The following is a 16,010-nucleotide window of genomic DNA, read 5'->3' on the forward strand; positions in this document are numbered from 1 at the left end:
GTCACCCGAGCTCCCCGCGCGAGCGGGGATGAGCCCGACGAGATCGACGCTGAGAGGTGGTTCGACGCATGACCGATCTGGTGCCCGGATCCGAGTCCGACACCTGTTCGAGCACGCCCATGCAGCGCGTGGCGGGCCGACTGGAGCACGTTCTGCCCCCGGGCTGGCGGGTCGAGGTCGTCGACCTGCCGGCCCGGGGTGAGGTGGCCGCGCAGCCGGTGCTGCGCGTCCACATGCCGGAGAACTAGGACGTGGGGGCGGTCCACCCCATGGGCATCAGGACCGACTTCTGCTCGCAGAACGAGTCGAGTCCCTCGGGCCCGTTCTCGCGGCCGACGCCCGAGTTCTTGTAGCCGCCGAACGGTGCGGTCGGGTCGAAGGCGTACCAGTTGATCGCGAAGGTGCCGGTGCGGATGCGGGCCGCGATCTCGACGCCGTGCTCGATATCGGTGGTCCACACCGAACCGGCGAGGCCGTAGTCGGAGTCGTTGGCGATAGCGATGGCCTCGTCCTCGGTCTCGTACGGGATCACCGAGAGCACCGGGCCGAAGATCTCCTCCTGGGCGATGGTGCTGGCGTTGTCGACATCGGCGAAGATCGTCGGCTCGACGAACCAGCCGCGCTCCACGCCCTCGGGCCTGCCGCCGCCGAGGACCAGTCGCGCGCCCTCGGCCTTGCCCTTGGCGATGTAGCCTTCCACGCGGTCGCGCTGCTTCTCGCTGATCAGCGGGCCGACCTGGGTGGCCGGATCGGTCGGATCACCGGTCTGCATGGTCTTGACGTGCGCGACCAGCGCCTCGACGATCTCGTCGTATCGACTGCGCGGCGCGAGGATTCGGGTCTGCGCCACACAGCCCTGCCCGCTGTTCATCAGCCCGGAGAACGCGAGCACGGGAATGCTCGCGGCCAGGTCGACATCGGGCAGCACGATGGCGGCCGACTTGCCGCCGAGCTCGAGCGACACGCTCTTGAGCTGCTCACCCGCCAGCGCGCCCAGCTTCCTGCCGACCGGAGTACTGCCGGTGAAGGTCACCTTGTCGACGCCGGGGTGGCCCGCGAGGTATTCGCTGGCTTCGGCGTCGGCTGGCAGGACGGAGAGCACGCCGTCGGGCAGGCCGGCTTCGGTGAAGAGGTCGGCGAGGATGTTCGCGGTCAGCGGGGTGAGGGGCGAGGGCTTGAGTACCACGGTGCAGCCGGCCAGCAACGCGGGTCCGAGCTTGTTCGCGGCGAGGAACAGCGGCACGTTCCAGGCGGTGATCGCGGCGACGACACCGCGGGGTTCCCTTGAGACGAGCGTGGTTCCGAACGGGCCGACTCGACTCTCGTTCCAGGCGAACGTCTTCGCGAGTTCGACGAGTGCGTCGAGTGCCGCGACGGCGGGAATCTGGTTGAGTGTCAAGCCCGCTAACGCTGTCGCGCCCATCTCCGCGGAGAGCGCGGCGAGCAATTCCGGCGAGCGCTGCTCGATCAGTCGCGCAACTTTGCCGATTACCTCCGCTCGTTCCAGTGGAGGTGTGGATGGCCACGGCCCGCTGTCGAACGCGTCGCGCGCCGCGGCGACCGCCGCGTCGACATCGGCGTTCGTTACCGCAGGCACGCTGCCGACGGTCTCCTCCGTTGCGGGGGAGACCACGGAAATGCGGTCACTACCGGCCGGGGTGGTCCACTTCCCGCCGATGAACAGACTGTCGTAGTGCATGAGAACACGTTACAGTTTTGCGAGCGAATTGTCTGTAACCTGTTCTAATTCGCTGTGGCGCAACGACTGTGAAGATTGCGAATTCCAACCTGTCTGTTCGCTTTTCAGGGAACGCACTATTGCGTTCCGCTGGTGAAAAGGGGATGCTTTAGCAACTGATCAGCTCGCTCGATTCATCGGACATTAACAGCGAATTGGGGAGACCGACTGATGGCTGTGCAAGTGATCGGCCGATCGTTGATGACCAGCGACCAGACCGACCATCAAGCGAAAAGTGTGGGCAGTGGCGGATGGGTCGTCTCATTCCTGCCGGGCCGCACACTCACGATCGAGCAGGCGACTGCCGCTATCCAGGCCGCTGAGGCGGTCGCGATGGTCGGCGCGCTCGCCGACCAGGTCGGCCTGACCACATTGGAGACCGTCGGCCTGGCGATTCAGGAATCGCCGTGGGTCAGGGTGCTACCCGAGCCGATGCGGAGGTCGCGGCGCTTGAGCTGGCTGGCGTGATCATGGTTTGGTAGCCACCACCACAAGATTGCTGACCAGTAGCTCTCGGGCGACCGGAACTCGGACCAGCCACCAGGCCCAGTGCGGGTGATAACGCGGAAAAACAGTCCGCACGTCGGCTGGAGTGGTTGCCGCCCAGTGCAAACCCTCCGCTGCCGTCACCGCGAACAGCGAGCGGCCGAACCTGTTCTTCGGTTCGAATCCGTGCTTGCGCCGGTACCGGCGGGCCGCGTACTCGCCACCGAGGTAATGCCACAGGCCGGTCTCGTGCCCACCGAACGGCCCGTGCCACACCGTGTACGAGTACACGATGAGGCCGCCGGGCTTGGTCACCCGCACCATCTCGTCCGCCATCAGCCACGGCTGCGGCACGTGCTCGGCGACGTTGGACGAGAAGCAGACGTCGAAGGCGTTGTCGCGGAACGGCAGTGCCATGCCCGATCCGCGCACCGAACCCGACACCCGCAGCCCGGCCGCGTGCATCTCCGACGGGTCGGGTTCCACCGACACGTAGCGCGCGCCCACCGTGGTGAACTCGTCGGCGAAGTAGCCGGGGCCGCCGCCGACGTCGAGGACGACGGTGTCGGTGAGGTCGCGGCCGGTGAGGTCGGCGTAGAAGTCGCCGATCAGCTGCGCGCTGTCGGTGGCGATGCCGCCGTAGAAGCGGGCCGGGTCGGACTGCTCGAAGCGGAAGCTGGTGAGCAGGCGTAGCGAGCGGCGCAGGGTGGCGCGGCGCGCGAACCTCGATCGGTCGCGTGGCTGGACGGGCTGTTCGGTTCTCGGCTGGGTGGCGGTCGGCACGGGCAGGAGTTTATGGGCAGACCCTTCGGTCGCGGCTGGTGGTGGGGGCGTTGGGTGGGTGGGGTGCGGTTCGGGCGGTTGTGAACGGGGGATGTGGCGTGGTCGAGGGCCGCGGTTGGTGAGGGTCTGGGGAGGATCGCGTGATGTGGGCGGGCGCTGCGGATACGTCCGTGTTGCGTGGAGCACACCGGCTAGTGTGGGGTCCGACGTTTGTCTGCCCACCGAACCGAATGCGAGCCCCGACCGTGCGTGAAGTCCTCCTACTCTGCTGGCGTGACACCGGGCACCCACAGGGTGGCGGCAGCGAACGGTATCTGGAACAGGTCGGCGCTCAGCTGGCCGCGCGCGGCATCAAGGTCACCCTGCGGACGGCGGGTTATCCCGGTGCGCCCAAGCGTGAGCGGATCGACGGCATCGACATCAGTCGCGCCGGTGGGCGCTTCACCGTGTACCCCCGCGCGCTCGCCGCCATCGTGGCCGGTCGGCTCGGTATCGGCCCCCTGCGCGGCCTGCGCCCCGACGTCGTGATCGACACCCAGAACGGCATCCCCTTCTTCGCCACGGCCACAGGCGTGCCCTCGGTGGTGCTGGTGCACCACGGGCACCGCGAGCAGTGGCCGGTCGCCGGTCGCCTGGTCGGGCGGATCGGCTGGTGGATCGAGTCCACGCTGTCTCCGCGCGTGCACCGCGACAACCAGTACCTGACCGTGTCGCTGCCCTCGGCCGAGGAACTGTCGGTGCTCGGGGTGGACCGTGAGCGCATCGCCGTGGTCCGCAACGGTGCCGAACCGGTCCCCGCCGAGGTCGTCCCCGGCGACGACGTCACCCGCGCCACCCATCCGCGCATCGCGGTCCTGTCGCGCCTGGTCCCGCACAAGCAGATCGAAGACGCCCTCACCGCGGTCGCCCACCTGCGCGACCGCTTCCCCGACGTGCATCTCGACGTCATCGGCGGCGGCTGGTGGGCCCCCAACCTGCGCGCCTGCGCCGATGCACTCGGCATCGCCGACGCCGTCACCTTCCACGGCCACGTCGACGAACGCCGCAAACACGAGATCCTCTCGACGGCCTGGGTCCACGTGATGCCCTCGCGCAAGGAAGGCTGGGGCCTGGCCGTCATCGAAGCGGCCCAGCACGGCGTCCCCACGATCGGCTACCGCAGCTCCCGTGGCCTCACCGACTCGATCGTCGACGGCGTCACCGGCCTGCTGGTCGACGACGCTCCCGCGCTCGCCACCGCTGTCGGCGACCTCCTCGCCGACCCCGACACCCGCCTCGTCATGGGTGAGAAGGCCAGGGCGCGCGCGGGCGAGTTCTCCTGGGAACAGACCGGCGCCGGCGTCTACGAGGTGCTGGCGGCCGCCGCGAGTGGCCGCAACGTCAGCGGTTTGGTCTCGCCCACCCGGGCCTAGTTACCGGCATTCTCTCGCTCCGCTCGCCGGGCGCCCGTCCGGTCCGGGCACAGTGCCGCGCCGATCAGTCCGGTGAGCAGCAGGGTCACCCAGAGCAAGTGGGCCGCAGTGGAGATGCGGCGCTGGGTTGGGCTCGCGGTGTCGAGAACGGCCGGGGAGGAGACGCGGTAGAGGGCCAGGTCCTTGTCCTGGTACCGCACTTCGGCCGTGGTGAGAGTTTTCGCGGAATCGCCGAGCGGGCCGGGTGTGGTGCGTTCGATCAGAATCCAGCCGACGCCGAGGGATGCCAAATCGGTGGCCGGGGCGCCGTCGAGCAGTGCTTGCTCGACCGCGCGGGCCCGGTTGCCCTCGCCGGTCACCGCGTAGCCGCGGACTCGGAGTTCGCCGGTTTGCAGGACGTCGTTGGGGAGGATACGGGGCGCCGGGTCGAGGACGGGAGCCTTTCCGCTGTAGGGGAATCGGCGAAACATCCCGGCCGGGAGGACCGCGACATCGCCGGGGGCGTCGATGTGGTCGACGACCTGTTCCCAGCCCGCGGGGTAGTGGACGGGGCGCATGCCGCCGCCGACACCCCAGGCGAGATCGGCCGACGGGAGGATGAGCAGTAGAACGAAAACAATTGCGGCCGGGCGATATTCGGTCCGGCTTTCGCGAATTGTCTTATCTGCGTTGTTGTCGTTCGGCTCGGTGGCGGAGGACCGCTCGGTGAACAGTCGGCGGACCGCCACAGTGACGGTTCGGCACGCGGCCGCCGCGCACAGCGCGTAAGCGGGCATCGCCAAGGCCACGTACTTCTGTGTATCCCGGAGCAGCCCGGCGCCGGGCACGTGCACCACCAGCCATTCCCCGGCCGCCAGACCCCAACCGGTCGCGCCGAGGGCGGGCAGCACGATCGCCACCGCCGCGATCACCAGCAGCGTTCGCCCGTCACGTCCGCTCGCCCATACCGCCCGCACCCCGCACGCGACGATGCCGAGCAGTACGAGCGTGCCGACAAGGGCGAGCGGGGTCGTACGGCTCTCGGGTACCGCCTCGCCGTTCCAGATCCCACCCAGCCCGGCGAGGCTGCCGAGCGTGCCGAGCCACGGTTCGGCCCGCGCCGCGAACGCCGAGACCCCGGCGGGGTCCGACGGCTCGGCTCCCGATCCGAGCACGGTCGCGGTCAGCCAGGGCGCGCAGGTCGCGATCCACAGGACGGTGGCGGGGAGGAAGGCTCGGCGCCCGACCAGTGCCAGCCCGATGATCGCGGCCAGCAGGGAACCGGTCGGGGTCAACCCGGCCGCCGCGAAGCTCGCGGTCAGCGCTGCCCAGCCACCCAGCGTTCCGGCGCGGTTGACGAATCCGCGGTGCCGGTTCATCCCCGAGGTGTCGACGGATTCGCCACGATCGGCGCGGACCGCCCCGTTCGAGCGGGTTCGAATCCGCGCGGCGGCCAGTGCCGCCCATGGCAGCGCGGCGTACCCGGTGAGCAGACTCCAATGCCCCTGCAGAAGTCGTTCGGCGACATAGGGATTCCACAGCGCCAGCGTCGCGGCGACCAGTTGCGCGCCGGTCGACGCGCGGACGAACCGTCGCGCGAGGACCGCCGCACCGTAGCCGGCCGACCACAGCGCGACGATCAGGGTTGCCTTCACCAGGATGCCGCCGTCGATCACCAGCGACAGCGCGGCGAGCACGGCGTCTTGCGGAACAGCGCGGGGCGCGGCCGCGCCGACGCCGAGGGCCGAATCGGTGAGAAAGGAACGCGGGGTGCTCACCGCGTCGCGCAGCAGTAGATAGCCCGATCCGGCGAGCGGTCCGACGATGATCATCGTGAGCAGCGCGCAGTATCCGGCCACCAAAGCCCTTGCTCGACCGCTACCCGTCACGTCCACGCACCTTACGTCCCGGCGGGCGTCGCCGTGGCCGGGGTCGAATAGGCGCTGTTCGGGGCCGAAAAGCAGGAAGGTGAGTCCGCTCGGACTCACATTTTCGGGGTTGGCGTGATGGCGCCCACAGTGAAGTGCGACCATGGGGCGTGTCCTCAGTCCGCCGCCCGCCTGTCGTCGCCGATCTGACCTGGGTCACGGCAGGTGCCATGACCGCCAACGTCGCCGGTTACCTGCTGCAATTGCTGGCGGCGAGCTGGTTGGGGGTCGAGGGGTACAGCGAGTTCGCGAGCTTGCTCGCGGTGCAGCTGCTGTGCGCTGTCCCCGCCCTGGCGATGCAGAACGTGGTGGCGCGGGAGGTGGTGCGCGGGGCGTCCTCGCGTGCGGTGCGGGCGATGATGTGGCGCTGCGCCGCCCTGGTCGCCGCCGTCGCGGTGGTGCTGATTCCGATGGTGGTCGGGCTGCTCGACGTGGGAGTGTGGGCAGCCGCCGGTGCGCTCGGCGCGGCGCCCGCGTTGGTGATCCTCTCGGGCGAGCAGGGAATCCTGCAGGGCGGCAATCACTTTCGCGCGCTCGCGACCGTGCTGGCGATGGCGGGTACGGCGCGGGTGGCACCGGCGCTGCTCGCGCTCGCGCTCGGCGGCGGTGCGGCCGGTGCGCTGTGGGCCGGCGCGGCGGGCATCGTCGGCGCGGCGATCGTCGCCGGTCGCATCGCGCGCGGGACCACCGCGCCCGCGGCTGACAGCGGCGCGGGGGACAGCGGTCAATCGGCGCTGACGAAGACCGTCGGCGTCGTGCCGGTACTGCGCGCTGTGCAGGTGCAGGCGGCGCTGATGGCGCTGTCCTCGGTCGACCTGATCGTGGTCCGCGTCGTCCTCGACGAGGTCGACGCGAGCCGCTATTCGCTGGGCACCATCGCCACCAAGATCGCGTTCTGGCTGCCCCAGGCGGTCGGCGTCGTGCTGTACCCCCGGATGGCCGAGCCGACGCATTCGGCCAGGGCGATCCGCGACGCGCTGTCGGTGCTCTCGGCGATCGGTGTCGTCGCGGTGCTTGGTGCGGCTCTGGCGGCCCCGCTGGCCCCCCTGTTCGCCGGCGCCGACTATGCACCCATTCAGGGACTGCTCTGGCTGTTCGCCCTGCACGGGGCGATCCTGGCGGTGTTGCAGGGTGCTCTGCTCTCGGCCATCGCGGTCGAACGCACCGCCTTGGCCGCCGTCACCTGGATCGGCCTCGCCGTCGAGGTGGGGCTGATGCTCGCCTTCGCCCGCACGATCGAGTCCACGATCGGCACGGCGGTCTCCGTCGCGGCCGTCACCACCACGATCGTCGCCGCCGTGGTCCTTCGCGCCGCCCGGACCCACCCGGCTCCGGCGAACCCGATCCTGAGCTGACCGAACCCCCGGGTTCGCCCGAGGCATCCCCGGAGAACACGAACAGCCCCGGTCGAAGACCGGGGCTGTTGTGGAGGGTGTGCGCCTATGGACGTTTGTCGATGTCGATCTGTTCGGTGGGCGTGTCGTAGTCCCCACGGGGGAACTGGGTCGTCGGCGCGTCGTCGCCGTCCCATCGAGTAGCCGCGGTGTCATCGCGCGCGGTGGTCGGCGCGGGTGTCGGACGTGATCCGCGCGGACTCGCGTGCGCCGGGGTGCCGCCGCCACGCAGTCCGAGGAACAACCCCGCCAGCAGCGCCAGCACGCCGAGCACGCCGAGCACGATCGGCACTACCCGCCCGAACAGCGAGATCTTGTCGATGTTCTCCTTGGCGATGGAGATCTGCGACTCCACGGTCGCCTCGTCGAACACGATGTGCGACTTGAGCGCCGTCACCTCGGGCTTGTCCCCTGACCGCGCGTAGAACAGGTGGATCGATTCCCCACCCTTGATCACGGTGCCGGTCTGCGGCTCGACCCACAGGTCACGCACGTTGGTGTAGTAGCGCGTCATGGTGACCGGGGTGTCGCCACCCTCCACGCCCCACTTGGCGGCGGGCAGGGTGAGCCGGTTGGTCGGTGACTGCACGACGTCCCAGGTGCTGGTGACCGGCGCGGTCATCTGGAACCGGTACACCTTCATGTTGTTGATCTCGGTCTCTTCGATGAAGTTCGCGTCGAAGGACTTGCGCACGTTGATGTCGAAGTACGGGTAGGTCTTCTTCTCGGTGCCGATCGGGAAGCGGTAGCCGAGGCCGGTGTGCTGCACCGGTTCCATGACGCTGCCGTCCTTGTTGACGGTCACCGCGATCGACCCGTTGGGGTCGGCGTCCACCGGCATGCCGCTGGTGCGCGAGATGGTGACACGGTCGATGGTGGCGGTGAGCAGGCCGGTATCGCCCTGCACATCGGTGCGCCGCAGTGTCTGACCTGCCTGCAGCGTCATGTCGTCGGCGTCGGAGGGCTCCTCGACGGTGACGAAACGCTGGGAGATCAGTGGCACATTCTTGTTCACCACGGCGGCACCGTCACCGGAGGTCAACGACTTGGAGTCGAGGACGAGGCTTTCCTCGCCCTTCTGACTCTCCGCGATCGTCGTGATCTCGAGATCGAGTGGAGTCTTGGCGACTTTGCCCACCGTGTAGGTGGGGATCATCAGCGCGGCGACGAGTAACGCCGCGCCCAGACCCACGAGCACGCAGGCGACCGTTCTTCTGGTACCGGCACTCAGTGCCATGCAAACTCTCCTCGTCGTTCGAACACGGATGGCCCGGTGGTCTGGTATTGCGCCACAGGCACTCGTGAGCCCCGACACTAACAGCCCAGGCACGGAAGGTGCGGCGCTGCGCCGGGGAAATCGCCGACACGGCAGACTGGACCCCGATGACGACCACGACAGCTCCCGTTCCGCCCCCGCGCGCCTTCATTCCCGCCCTCGAAGGAATGCGTGGGATGGCGGCGCTCGGTGTGCTGGTCACGCACGTGGCCTTCCAGACCGGAACGAGCGGGATACCGTTCTTCGGACCGCTCCTGGAACGCTTCGATATGGCGGTGGCGGTGTTCTTCGCGCTGTCGGGTTTTCTGCTGTGGCGTCCGCACGCGGCGGCCGCGCATGGACTCGGCCGCGCGCCGCGGACCTCGCGCTACCTGCTGCACCGGGTGGCCAGGGTGCTGCCCGCGTACTGGGTCGTCGTGGTGTTCGTGCTGGTGTTGCTGCCCGGCGCGGCGCATTCGGCGAACCTGCGGGTGTGGGTGTCGAATCTGTTCCTGCTGCAGGTGTTCGTGCCGTTGACGTTGACCGATGGGCTCACCCAGATGTGGAGCCTGTCGGTGGAGATGGCGTTCTACCTGGTGTTGCCGGTGTTGGCCTGGCTGTTCGTCCGATTGCGCGGACCGGCGGCGCGGTGGCGGGTGCCGGTGCTGTGCGGACTGGTCGTGGCGTGTCTGACCTGGAATCTGTGGCCGATTCCGACGCCGGACGCGATCCACGCCGACAACTGGCTGCCCGCGTATCTGCCGTGGTTCGCGGCGGGCATGCTCCTGGCGGAACTGATCCACCTCGCGCGCACCGGGGCCAGGTGGCCGCGAGTGCTGTCGAATCAGCCCCTGATGTGGGCGATCGCGCTCGCCGCGTTCGTGTTCTCGGCGACCGAGTTCGGTGGCCCGGCCGGTCTGGAACGCGCGCAGCCGTGGCAGTACGCGATGAAGATGGTGCTCGGCATGGTGCTGGGGTTCTGTCTGCTCGCACCCCTGGTGGTGCACCGGGTGGGCGCCCAGCACCGCTGGCTGGAATCGCGCACCGCCGCGATTCTGGGCCGCTGGTCCTACGGCATCTTCCTGTGGCACCTGGTGGTGCTCACGGTGGTCTTCCCGGTCTTCGGCATCATGCCGTTCAACGGTCACTTCATCTACGTGATCACCCTGACCATCGCGCTCACGCTCCCGTTGGCCGCCGCGAGCTTCGCCCTGATCGAGGAACCGGCCCGCCGCTGGGCGGCCCGGTGGGATCGGCGAACCGTGTCCGCACGTGTCGAAGAGGCGGAATCGGTGCAGCGTCCGGCGATGCGCTGAGTCACCGCCGGCGGGGCAGTGCGGCTATCCCGACGGCGACGACCGCGATCACGGCAGGCGCCTGAGCCCACAGCGAGCCGCCCATGTACTCGACACCGGAGCGCCAGGTCCCGGTGGACAGCGCCGCCGCCGACGCCAGTGTCCCGAGGCCGGCGAGCCAGGGCAGGGTGCGCGCCGTGAGCGCGGGCCGGAAATGTCGGCAGCCGAGGGCGATCAGTGTGCACGCCACCCCGAACGGCCCGGCGATCACCGCGATCACGCCGGTCAACCCGAGCGCGGCCACCCAGCCGACACCCCAGGTGCTCGGCGCGGGCCCGGCGTCGGGAACCACACGTCGACGCGGAACAGCGAGCAGCGCAAGGGGAATCAGCAACAGCAGTCCGCCGAAGATCGCCAGCCGGTACCAGCGGTCGGCCGGGAACGACACGGTGATCTCCCCGGTGGTGCCCGGCGGAACGAGCCATGCCTGTTGCCAGCCGTCGACGACGAGCGGCGACAGTTCTCGCCCGTCGGCGGTATGAGCCTGCCAGCCGACGTTGGTACTGAGCGGAAGGACCAGCAGTTGAGTGCCGGCACCCGGCTCGTTCGGGTCGGCGGGTTCGCTTTCGGCGTCGGTGGGCGCGGGCTCGGGAGTTTCGCCGGACGCGTCGTTCGCGGACGCGCCGGGGTAGGGGTCGGTGCGGGGCAGGCGCAGGCGGTCGACGGTGAAGAGTTCGGTGGGGGCCACGGTGAGGTCCGGGTGGCCGGGGAGCAGTTCGATATCGGCCGCGTCCTCGGGGCAGGCCTGCGCGGAAACCGGTGCACCCGTGCGGAGTTCGTCGGCGGTGGCGGTGATGGTGGTGTGCACGGCACGGCCGCCGACGGCGATCACCGGCCCGGCCTCACAGCCGACAGTGATGAGTCGGTCGCCGGGGGCGTGGGCCGGATACTCGGGCCCGAGCACCTCGACCTCGGCCAGCCCGGGAGGCTGGGTGAGGACGAAACCGAGCGCTGTGCGATCGAGCACCTCGTTCCAGCTCTGGACGCTGATCTCGATGCGATCGGTTTCGGTGGGGTACAGCGAGATTCGGGCGGGTTCGCCGTGGTCGCGTTCGGGCAGTTCGCGGATCTGCGGCCCGTTGCCCATGTTCACCGCGACGGCGGTCGCGGTCGCGGGCAGGCCGCCGAGCGCGGTGGTGATGTCGAGCCCGGTCACCAGTGTCGGTTCCGGAAGTTCCAGCACCAGCGTGGGTTTACCGCCCGCGGGTTCGCGCACGGTCGACTCGGGCGCGGTCCAGGTGGTCTTCGGATCGCCGTCGGTGGCGGCGAAGGCGGAGCCGCGCGGATCGGCGACATCGGCCTGCCCGCGTGCCACCGGCCTGGTCGGGTCGGTGAGCAGGGCCTCCAGCGCGGGCCCGGGTCGGGTCCGCACGGTGAGGTCGGTGCCGACGGTGAGCGGTTCCGGCACCGACAGGGTGCGCCCGAAGACGCCGGGCTCCTCGGCGGGCAGTCCGAGCCCCTTGCTGCAGTGCACGCGGTCGGGACCGTCGAAGCAATTACCGCGACCGGGGAATTCCTGTCCGAGATCCCACCCGCTGACGACGGTTCCCGCGGCCACATCGGGCAGCACCACCCGGTGCCGGATATCCACCCGCTCGGGCGCCTCCCGGTTGGAGTAGTCGTCGAGTGTGAGCTCGCTGATTCCGAATTGTCCACCGCGGGTGCCGGTTTCGGTGCGCGCGGCACTGATCATCACCCAGTCGGATTTACCCGCGGGCAGCGCGACCGACACCGGATCGCCGGGTTCGGTGATCCGGGCCGACACCGTCCCACGCGAGGTGCGGACCTCGACCCACTTCACCGGATCACCCAGCGCTGCCGCCGTGGTGGTGAAGCGCAGCGAGCCGCTCGCGACCGGCTTGTCCAGATCGAGTCGAATCCATTGCCCGAGAGCCGATTCGGAACCGTTGCTGATCCACGCGGTGCTCGGATCGCCGTCCACGGCGGCCGCGGTGGAACTGCCGGGGGCCGCCCCGCCGATCTGGGTGGCATCGGCGGCCGAGCTCGACGCGGTGACCTTCGCCCCCGACCACTCGCCCTGCACGAGCCCGGCGCCTTCGACGGGGTAGTCGGGGACCAGGTTGTGGGTGCGCCGGGCGTCGTCGGCGGCGCGGACCGCGGAGTTGTGGTTGTCGACCCGGCCGAAATCGGTCTCGCGATCCATCGGGGTGTCGGTGACCAGCACGGGCCGCGCGGGTAACCCGGCGCGTCGGGCGTCGGCGTCGAGAAGCACTGGCGCCGTGGGGTTCTCCGCGTCGCGGCGCACCCGCTCCAGCACTTCGGGGCCGCCCTGGACAACGGGGGTCGAGTCCAGCGGGACCGTGTACGCGCCGGGGAACGCGGGGGGTACGCCCGTGCCGCTGCGCACGTCGACAGGTGTGCCGGGCGGCGGTACGTCGACCCGGTAGATCTCCACGGCCGGGTAGGCGGGCTGCAGATCGTTGTCGACCACCAGCCCGGTGTCCGCCGCACGCGGCCCGATGTTCGCGCCGAACGATGTCACCCTGGTGAAGCCGGGCGAGCCCTCGATCGCGCGGTGCGCGAGCATCGGCCGCGTGGAACGCGAGGTCTCGGGGTCGAGGTCGTTGCGCAACACCAGGATTCCGATGCCCTGGTCGGCGAGGGTGGCGGCGAGCCCGGTCGACGGCCTGCCGTCGGCGATCAGCCGCTGCACCGAATCCATCGCGCGAATCGTGCCCGGCGGATTCAGGGGAACCGAATCACGCACGGCCCATGGGGTACTCGCCAGGGCTTGCAGCGGTTCGTCGCGGGTGAGTCCCCAGATCTGGCTGCCGAAGGGAGCGCCGGGCACGACCAGCGCGCGGGTGTCGGCGGCGTTGTCGGCCAGCCAGTCGGCGGTGTCGGTCCAGTAGGCGGGCACCCGGTCGTAGGCGCCGCGCGGGGCGAGCCGACCGGTCCACGCCAGCGAGGTCGCGAGGGTGAGCGCGGCCAGCACCAGCGCGGCGACCGCCACGAGCCGGTCGCGCTCGGGATGGGCGAAAGAGCTGCGCCACACCGGCATCGGCACGGACGCGGGCAGCGCGACCCGGCCGATCAGATGCGCCAGCCCCACCACCAGCGGCAGCCGGATCAGTGGTTCGAGCTTGTGCACATTGCGCAGCGGCGCACCGCCGGAGTCGAGGAAGATCCGCACGTGTTCGGCGAACGGCCCGCCGAGCGTCCCCACATACCCCGCGCAGATCCCCGCGAGCCCCACGCACAGGATCAGGGCGAATCGGCCCCGATACGGCATCGTCGACCGGGCGAGTCCGGCCATGCCCGCCGCCGCGAGCAAGCCGGTCGCGAGCACCGCGGCGGGCTGGGTCACCAGCACCGCTCCGGCGATCCGCTCCGGCGAGACGAACGGCGTCCAGCTGTCGGTCCCGCGTAGCACCTCGCTCAACGCGGCCCACTGCGTCGTCACCCCCGACGACTCGATGAAGTCGAGGAACGGCGGACTCACCTTGCCGAGCAGCAGCAGCGGCACCACCCACCAGAAAGTGGCGAGGACCAGCAGCGGAATCCACGCTCGGGTGAACCGCCACCACTGCCGATTCGGCCGGTAAGAGGCCCACCACAGGGCCGCGGGCAGAAACGCCGCCACGGTCGCGACCGCGTTCACCGACCCCATCAACGCCAGCGCGAGCGCGCTGCCCGCGGGCGAGAGCGCACCACCGCGCCGCCGCGCTCGGATCGCCACCCCGAGCGCCGCGGGCGCGAGCAGCACCCATGGCGCCAGCATCATCGGCAGGGTTTCCGAGGAGATCGAGCCGAGTGTGGTCAGCACGCGGGGCGACAACGCGAACGTGATGCCCGCGATCACCCGCGACCCGCGCGAGCCGATGCCGAGCGTTTCGCACAGCTTGACGATGCCCCAGAACCCGGCGAGCAGCAGCAGCGCCCACCACACGCGCTGGGTGACCCACGCGGGCAGATGCAGCAGGTGACCAGCGGAGAAGAACGCGCCGTGCGGGAAGAAGTAGCCGTAGGCCTGGTTCTGGACCTGACCCATCGGGGCCTGGCTGCTCCACAGGTGCGACGCTCGCGCGAGGAAACCGAGGGGGTTCTGCGCGAGGTCGTACTTGGTGTCGGCGACGGTGAGGCTGGGCGCCTGCGCGAAGGTCAGTACGAAGGCGGCTACTACCGAGCCGACGAGCCAGCGCCAACCCAGTGGCGCCCTGTCCGGTTGCCCCGAGGTGGGGCGTGACGCGCGGGCGTCGGCCTCAGCGGCTGCCGTATTCAGGGGCGTTGAGCAGCGACGAGTCCTTGTCACCGCTGCGGTCGATCGAGGGCGCCGTGTTCTGCTGCACCGCCGCCGTGATGGCGAAGACGGCGATCGCGCTCAGCAGGGCGCCGCCGACCGCGCTGGCAACAGCCGGAACAGCAAACTTCATCGCGCACTCCAATACGCTCGACGACGGGGCCTGTCTGTGGCCAACCTAGCAGGTCCGCCCGGCTCGATCAGTCGTTGGGCAGCTCGCAACGCAGGGCATTCATCAGCGTGCGTAGTTTGGCCGTCGTCTCGGCCAGCTCGGCACGCGGATCCGACGCCGCGACGATCCCGCCGCCCGCGCTCGCCCGCAGCGTCCGGCGATCGGCGCCGAGCTCGCCGCCGCGAATCGCCACGACCCATTCGCCGTCGCCGTCGTCGCCGCACCAGCCCACCGCGCCGCCGTAGAAGCCGCGTCGCGGTTCGTCGGTGGCGATCGCGTCCAGCGCGGCGGTGAACGGGGTGCCGTTGACGGCGGGGGTCGGGTGCAGCAGCAGGGCCAGGTCGAGTGCGGTGGTCGACGGGTCACGCAGCACGCCGTGAATGGGGGTGGCCAGGTGCCAGACCTGTTCGGTGCTGAGGAGCTCGGGCGCGTCGGGGATGTGCAGTCGCGCGCAGACCGGGGTCAGTTGCCGACGGATCCAGTCGATGACGAAGGCATGCTCGTCGTGGTTCTTCTTGCTGGCCAACAGTTCTCGCGCCTGTGCCGCGTCCTCGGCCGGATCGGCGAGGCGCGCCACGGTGCCCGCGAGCGGGTGCAGGCTCACGCGCTCGCCGTGGCGTGCGATGAGCACCTCCGGTGTCGCGCCGATCAGCGTCTCGCCGGATCGACCCGCCGCGGACAGGTCGACCGCGTACACCGCGGCGTTCGGATGCCTGGTCAGCAGGTGCGCCGCGAGCACTTCGGGGTCGAGCGGCGCGTCGGCCTCCAGCACTATCGACCGTGCGGCCACTACCTTGCGCAGCTCGTTCGCCGGGTCGGCCAGCTGCTCGACCAGTTTCGTCACCCGCGCGACATGCTCAGCCGGACTGGGTATCTCGGTCACCACACGCACTTCGGGCAGGTCCGGGAGCGCCGCGGGTCGCCACGGTCCCGCGGTGTGCAGCACCGTCTCCGGTTGCCAGAGTGCCGCGGGCTCGCGCGGATCGAACGGCAGGGCTCCGACGATCAACGTGGGTGCCGGGTCATGCCGTTCTCCGGCCGAATCGGCGACCTGCGCTCGGCCGGGCGAGCTCCGCCACGCGCGCAGCGCCGCCAGTGCCTCCCGCGGGTCGGAGTAGGACTTGCGCACCCCTGACGTCCGCAACACCGCGTCGGGTCGAGCGAGCAGGAATTCGTTCATGGTGCTTCGACCATAACGCCGCCGATGTGGCGCCGATCCGCGAGAGCGACGCAACTCTCACCGCTCG

At 70.0% G+C, this 16,010-nt stretch carries 12 protein-coding genes; 5 read left to right on the plus strand and 7 right to left on the minus strand.

Going from position 1 to position 16,010, the window contains the following annotated elements:
* The first annotated feature begins 68 nt into the window (after positions 1-68).
* Entirely contained in the window at positions 69-248 is a 180-nt protein-coding gene (locus NA12_RS23110; RefSeq protein ID WP_067455081.1) for a hypothetical protein, read from the plus strand.
* Here NA12_RS23110 and NA12_RS23115 read toward each other — a convergent pair.
* Complete coding sequence (locus tag NA12_RS23115) at positions 245-1,699, minus strand: aldehyde dehydrogenase (protein WP_067455084.1); 1,455 nt, start codon at positions 1,697-1,699, stop codon at positions 245-247. The genes NA12_RS23110 and NA12_RS23115 overlap by 4 nt on opposite strands.
* A 240-nt stretch (positions 1,700-1,939) precedes the next feature.
* Here NA12_RS23115 and NA12_RS23120 point away from each other — a divergent pair, with 240 nt between their 5' ends.
* Complete coding sequence (locus NA12_RS23120) at positions 1,940-2,206, plus strand: hypothetical protein (RefSeq protein ID WP_307188359.1); 267 nt, start codon at positions 1,940-1,942, stop codon at positions 2,204-2,206.
* Here the strand turns inward: NA12_RS23120 and NA12_RS23125 are convergent, their stop codons facing one another.
* Positions 2,207-3,007, minus strand: coding sequence for a class I SAM-dependent methyltransferase (locus tag NA12_RS23125; protein ID WP_067455088.1), 801 nt, complete (start codon positions 3,005-3,007; stop codon positions 2,207-2,209).
* Between the two features lie 245 nt (positions 3,008-3,252).
* Between NA12_RS23125 and NA12_RS23130 the strand changes: the two genes are divergently transcribed.
* On the plus strand, positions 3,253-4,419 hold the full coding sequence (locus NA12_RS23130; protein WP_067455387.1) for a glycosyltransferase family 4 protein: 1,167 nt from the start codon (positions 3,253-3,255) through the stop codon (positions 4,417-4,419).
* Here the strand turns inward: NA12_RS23130 and NA12_RS23135 are convergent.
* Positions 4,416-6,287, minus strand: a complete 1,872-nt coding sequence (locus NA12_RS23135) for an MmpA family trehalose lipid delivery protein (protein ID WP_371856016.1) — start codon at positions 6,285-6,287, stop codon at positions 4,416-4,418. The two genes, NA12_RS23130 and NA12_RS23135, sit on opposite strands and share 4 nt — an antisense overlap.
* A gap of 209 nt (positions 6,288-6,496) precedes the next feature.
* On the opposite strand from NA12_RS23135, the gene NA12_RS23140 reads away from it, so the two are divergent.
* Positions 6,497-7,681 carry a polysaccharide biosynthesis protein gene (locus NA12_RS23140; RefSeq protein ID WP_067455094.1) on the plus strand — a complete coding sequence of 395 codons (1,185 nt, stop codon included), beginning with the start codon at positions 6,497-6,499 and terminating at the stop codon, positions 7,679-7,681.
* 85 nt (positions 7,682-7,766) lie between these two features.
* On the opposite strand, the gene pgfA is transcribed toward NA12_RS23140, so the two are convergent.
* On the minus strand, positions 7,767-8,957 hold the full coding sequence (gene pgfA, locus NA12_RS23145; protein WP_067455096.1) for a cell envelope lipid trafficking protein PgfA: 1,191 nt from the start codon (positions 8,955-8,957) through the stop codon (positions 7,767-7,769).
* Positions 8,958-9,103: 146 nt separating this feature from the next.
* Between pgfA and NA12_RS23150 the strand changes: the two genes are divergently transcribed.
* The gene (locus NA12_RS23150; protein ID WP_067455099.1) at positions 9,104-10,291 is read left to right on the plus strand and encodes an acyltransferase family protein; all 1,188 of its coding nucleotides are present in this window, start codon (positions 9,104-9,106) and stop codon (positions 10,289-10,291) included.
* A 1-nt stretch (position 10,292) separates the two neighbouring features.
* Here the strand turns inward: NA12_RS23150 and NA12_RS23155 are convergent, their stop codons facing one another.
* The 3 genes from NA12_RS23155 to NA12_RS23160 all read right to left on the minus strand — a co-directional run bounded on the left by NA12_RS23155 (position 10,293) and on the right by NA12_RS23160 (position 15,943).
* The gene (locus NA12_RS23155) at positions 10,293-14,573 is read right to left on the minus strand and encodes an alpha-(1->3)-arabinofuranosyltransferase domain-containing protein (protein ID WP_174551124.1); all 4,281 of its coding nucleotides are present in this window, start codon (positions 14,571-14,573) and stop codon (positions 10,293-10,295) included.
* A complete protein-coding gene (locus NA12_RS33235) occupies positions 14,554-14,724 on the minus strand; it encodes a DUF2613 domain-containing protein (protein ID WP_022566695.1) in 171 nt (56 codons plus the stop codon). The genes NA12_RS23155 and NA12_RS33235 overlap by 20 nt, the downstream gene beginning before the upstream one ends.
* 67 nt (positions 14,725-14,791) lie before the next feature.
* On the minus strand, positions 14,792-15,943 hold the full coding sequence (locus NA12_RS23160; protein ID WP_067455105.1) for an isochorismate synthase: 1,152 nt from the start codon (positions 15,941-15,943) through the stop codon (positions 14,792-14,794).
* Positions 15,944-16,010 lie beyond the last annotated feature (67 nt).

This window comes from Nocardia alba NBRC 108234, assembly GCF_001612665.1.
Classification (GTDB): Bacteria; Actinomycetota; Actinomycetes; order Mycobacteriales; family Mycobacteriaceae; genus Nocardia; species Nocardia alba.

What these genes read in the sequence shown, in the direction of transcription:
- NA12_RS23110 (WP_067455081.1), top strand. Translation starts at nt 69, where the DNA reads ATGACCGATCTGGTGCCCGGATCCGAGTCCGACACCTGTTCGAGCACG.
- NA12_RS23115 (WP_067455084.1), bottom strand. Translation starts at nt 1,699, where the DNA reads ATGCACTACGACAGTCTGTTCATCGGCGGGAAGTGGACCACCCCGGCC.
- NA12_RS23120 (WP_307188359.1), top strand. Translation starts at nt 1,940, where the DNA reads ATGACCAGCGACCAGACCGACCATCAAGCGAAAAGTGTGGGCAGTGGC.
- NA12_RS23140 (WP_067455094.1), top strand. Translation starts at nt 6,497, where the DNA reads ATGACCGCCAACGTCGCCGGTTACCTGCTGCAATTGCTGGCGGCGAGC.
- pgfA (WP_067455096.1), bottom strand. Translation starts at nt 8,957, where the DNA reads ATGGCACTGAGTGCCGGTACCAGAAGAACGGTCGCCTGCGTGCTCGTG.
- NA12_RS23150 (WP_067455099.1), top strand. Translation starts at nt 9,104, where the DNA reads ATGACGACCACGACAGCTCCCGTTCCGCCCCCGCGCGCCTTCATTCCC.
- NA12_RS33235 (WP_022566695.1), bottom strand. Translation starts at nt 14,724, where the DNA reads ATGAAGTTTGCTGTTCCGGCTGTTGCCAGCGCGGTCGGCGGCGCCCTG.
- NA12_RS23160 (WP_067455105.1), bottom strand. Translation starts at nt 15,943, where the DNA reads ATGAACGAATTCCTGCTCGCTCGACCCGACGCGGTGTTGCGGACGTCA.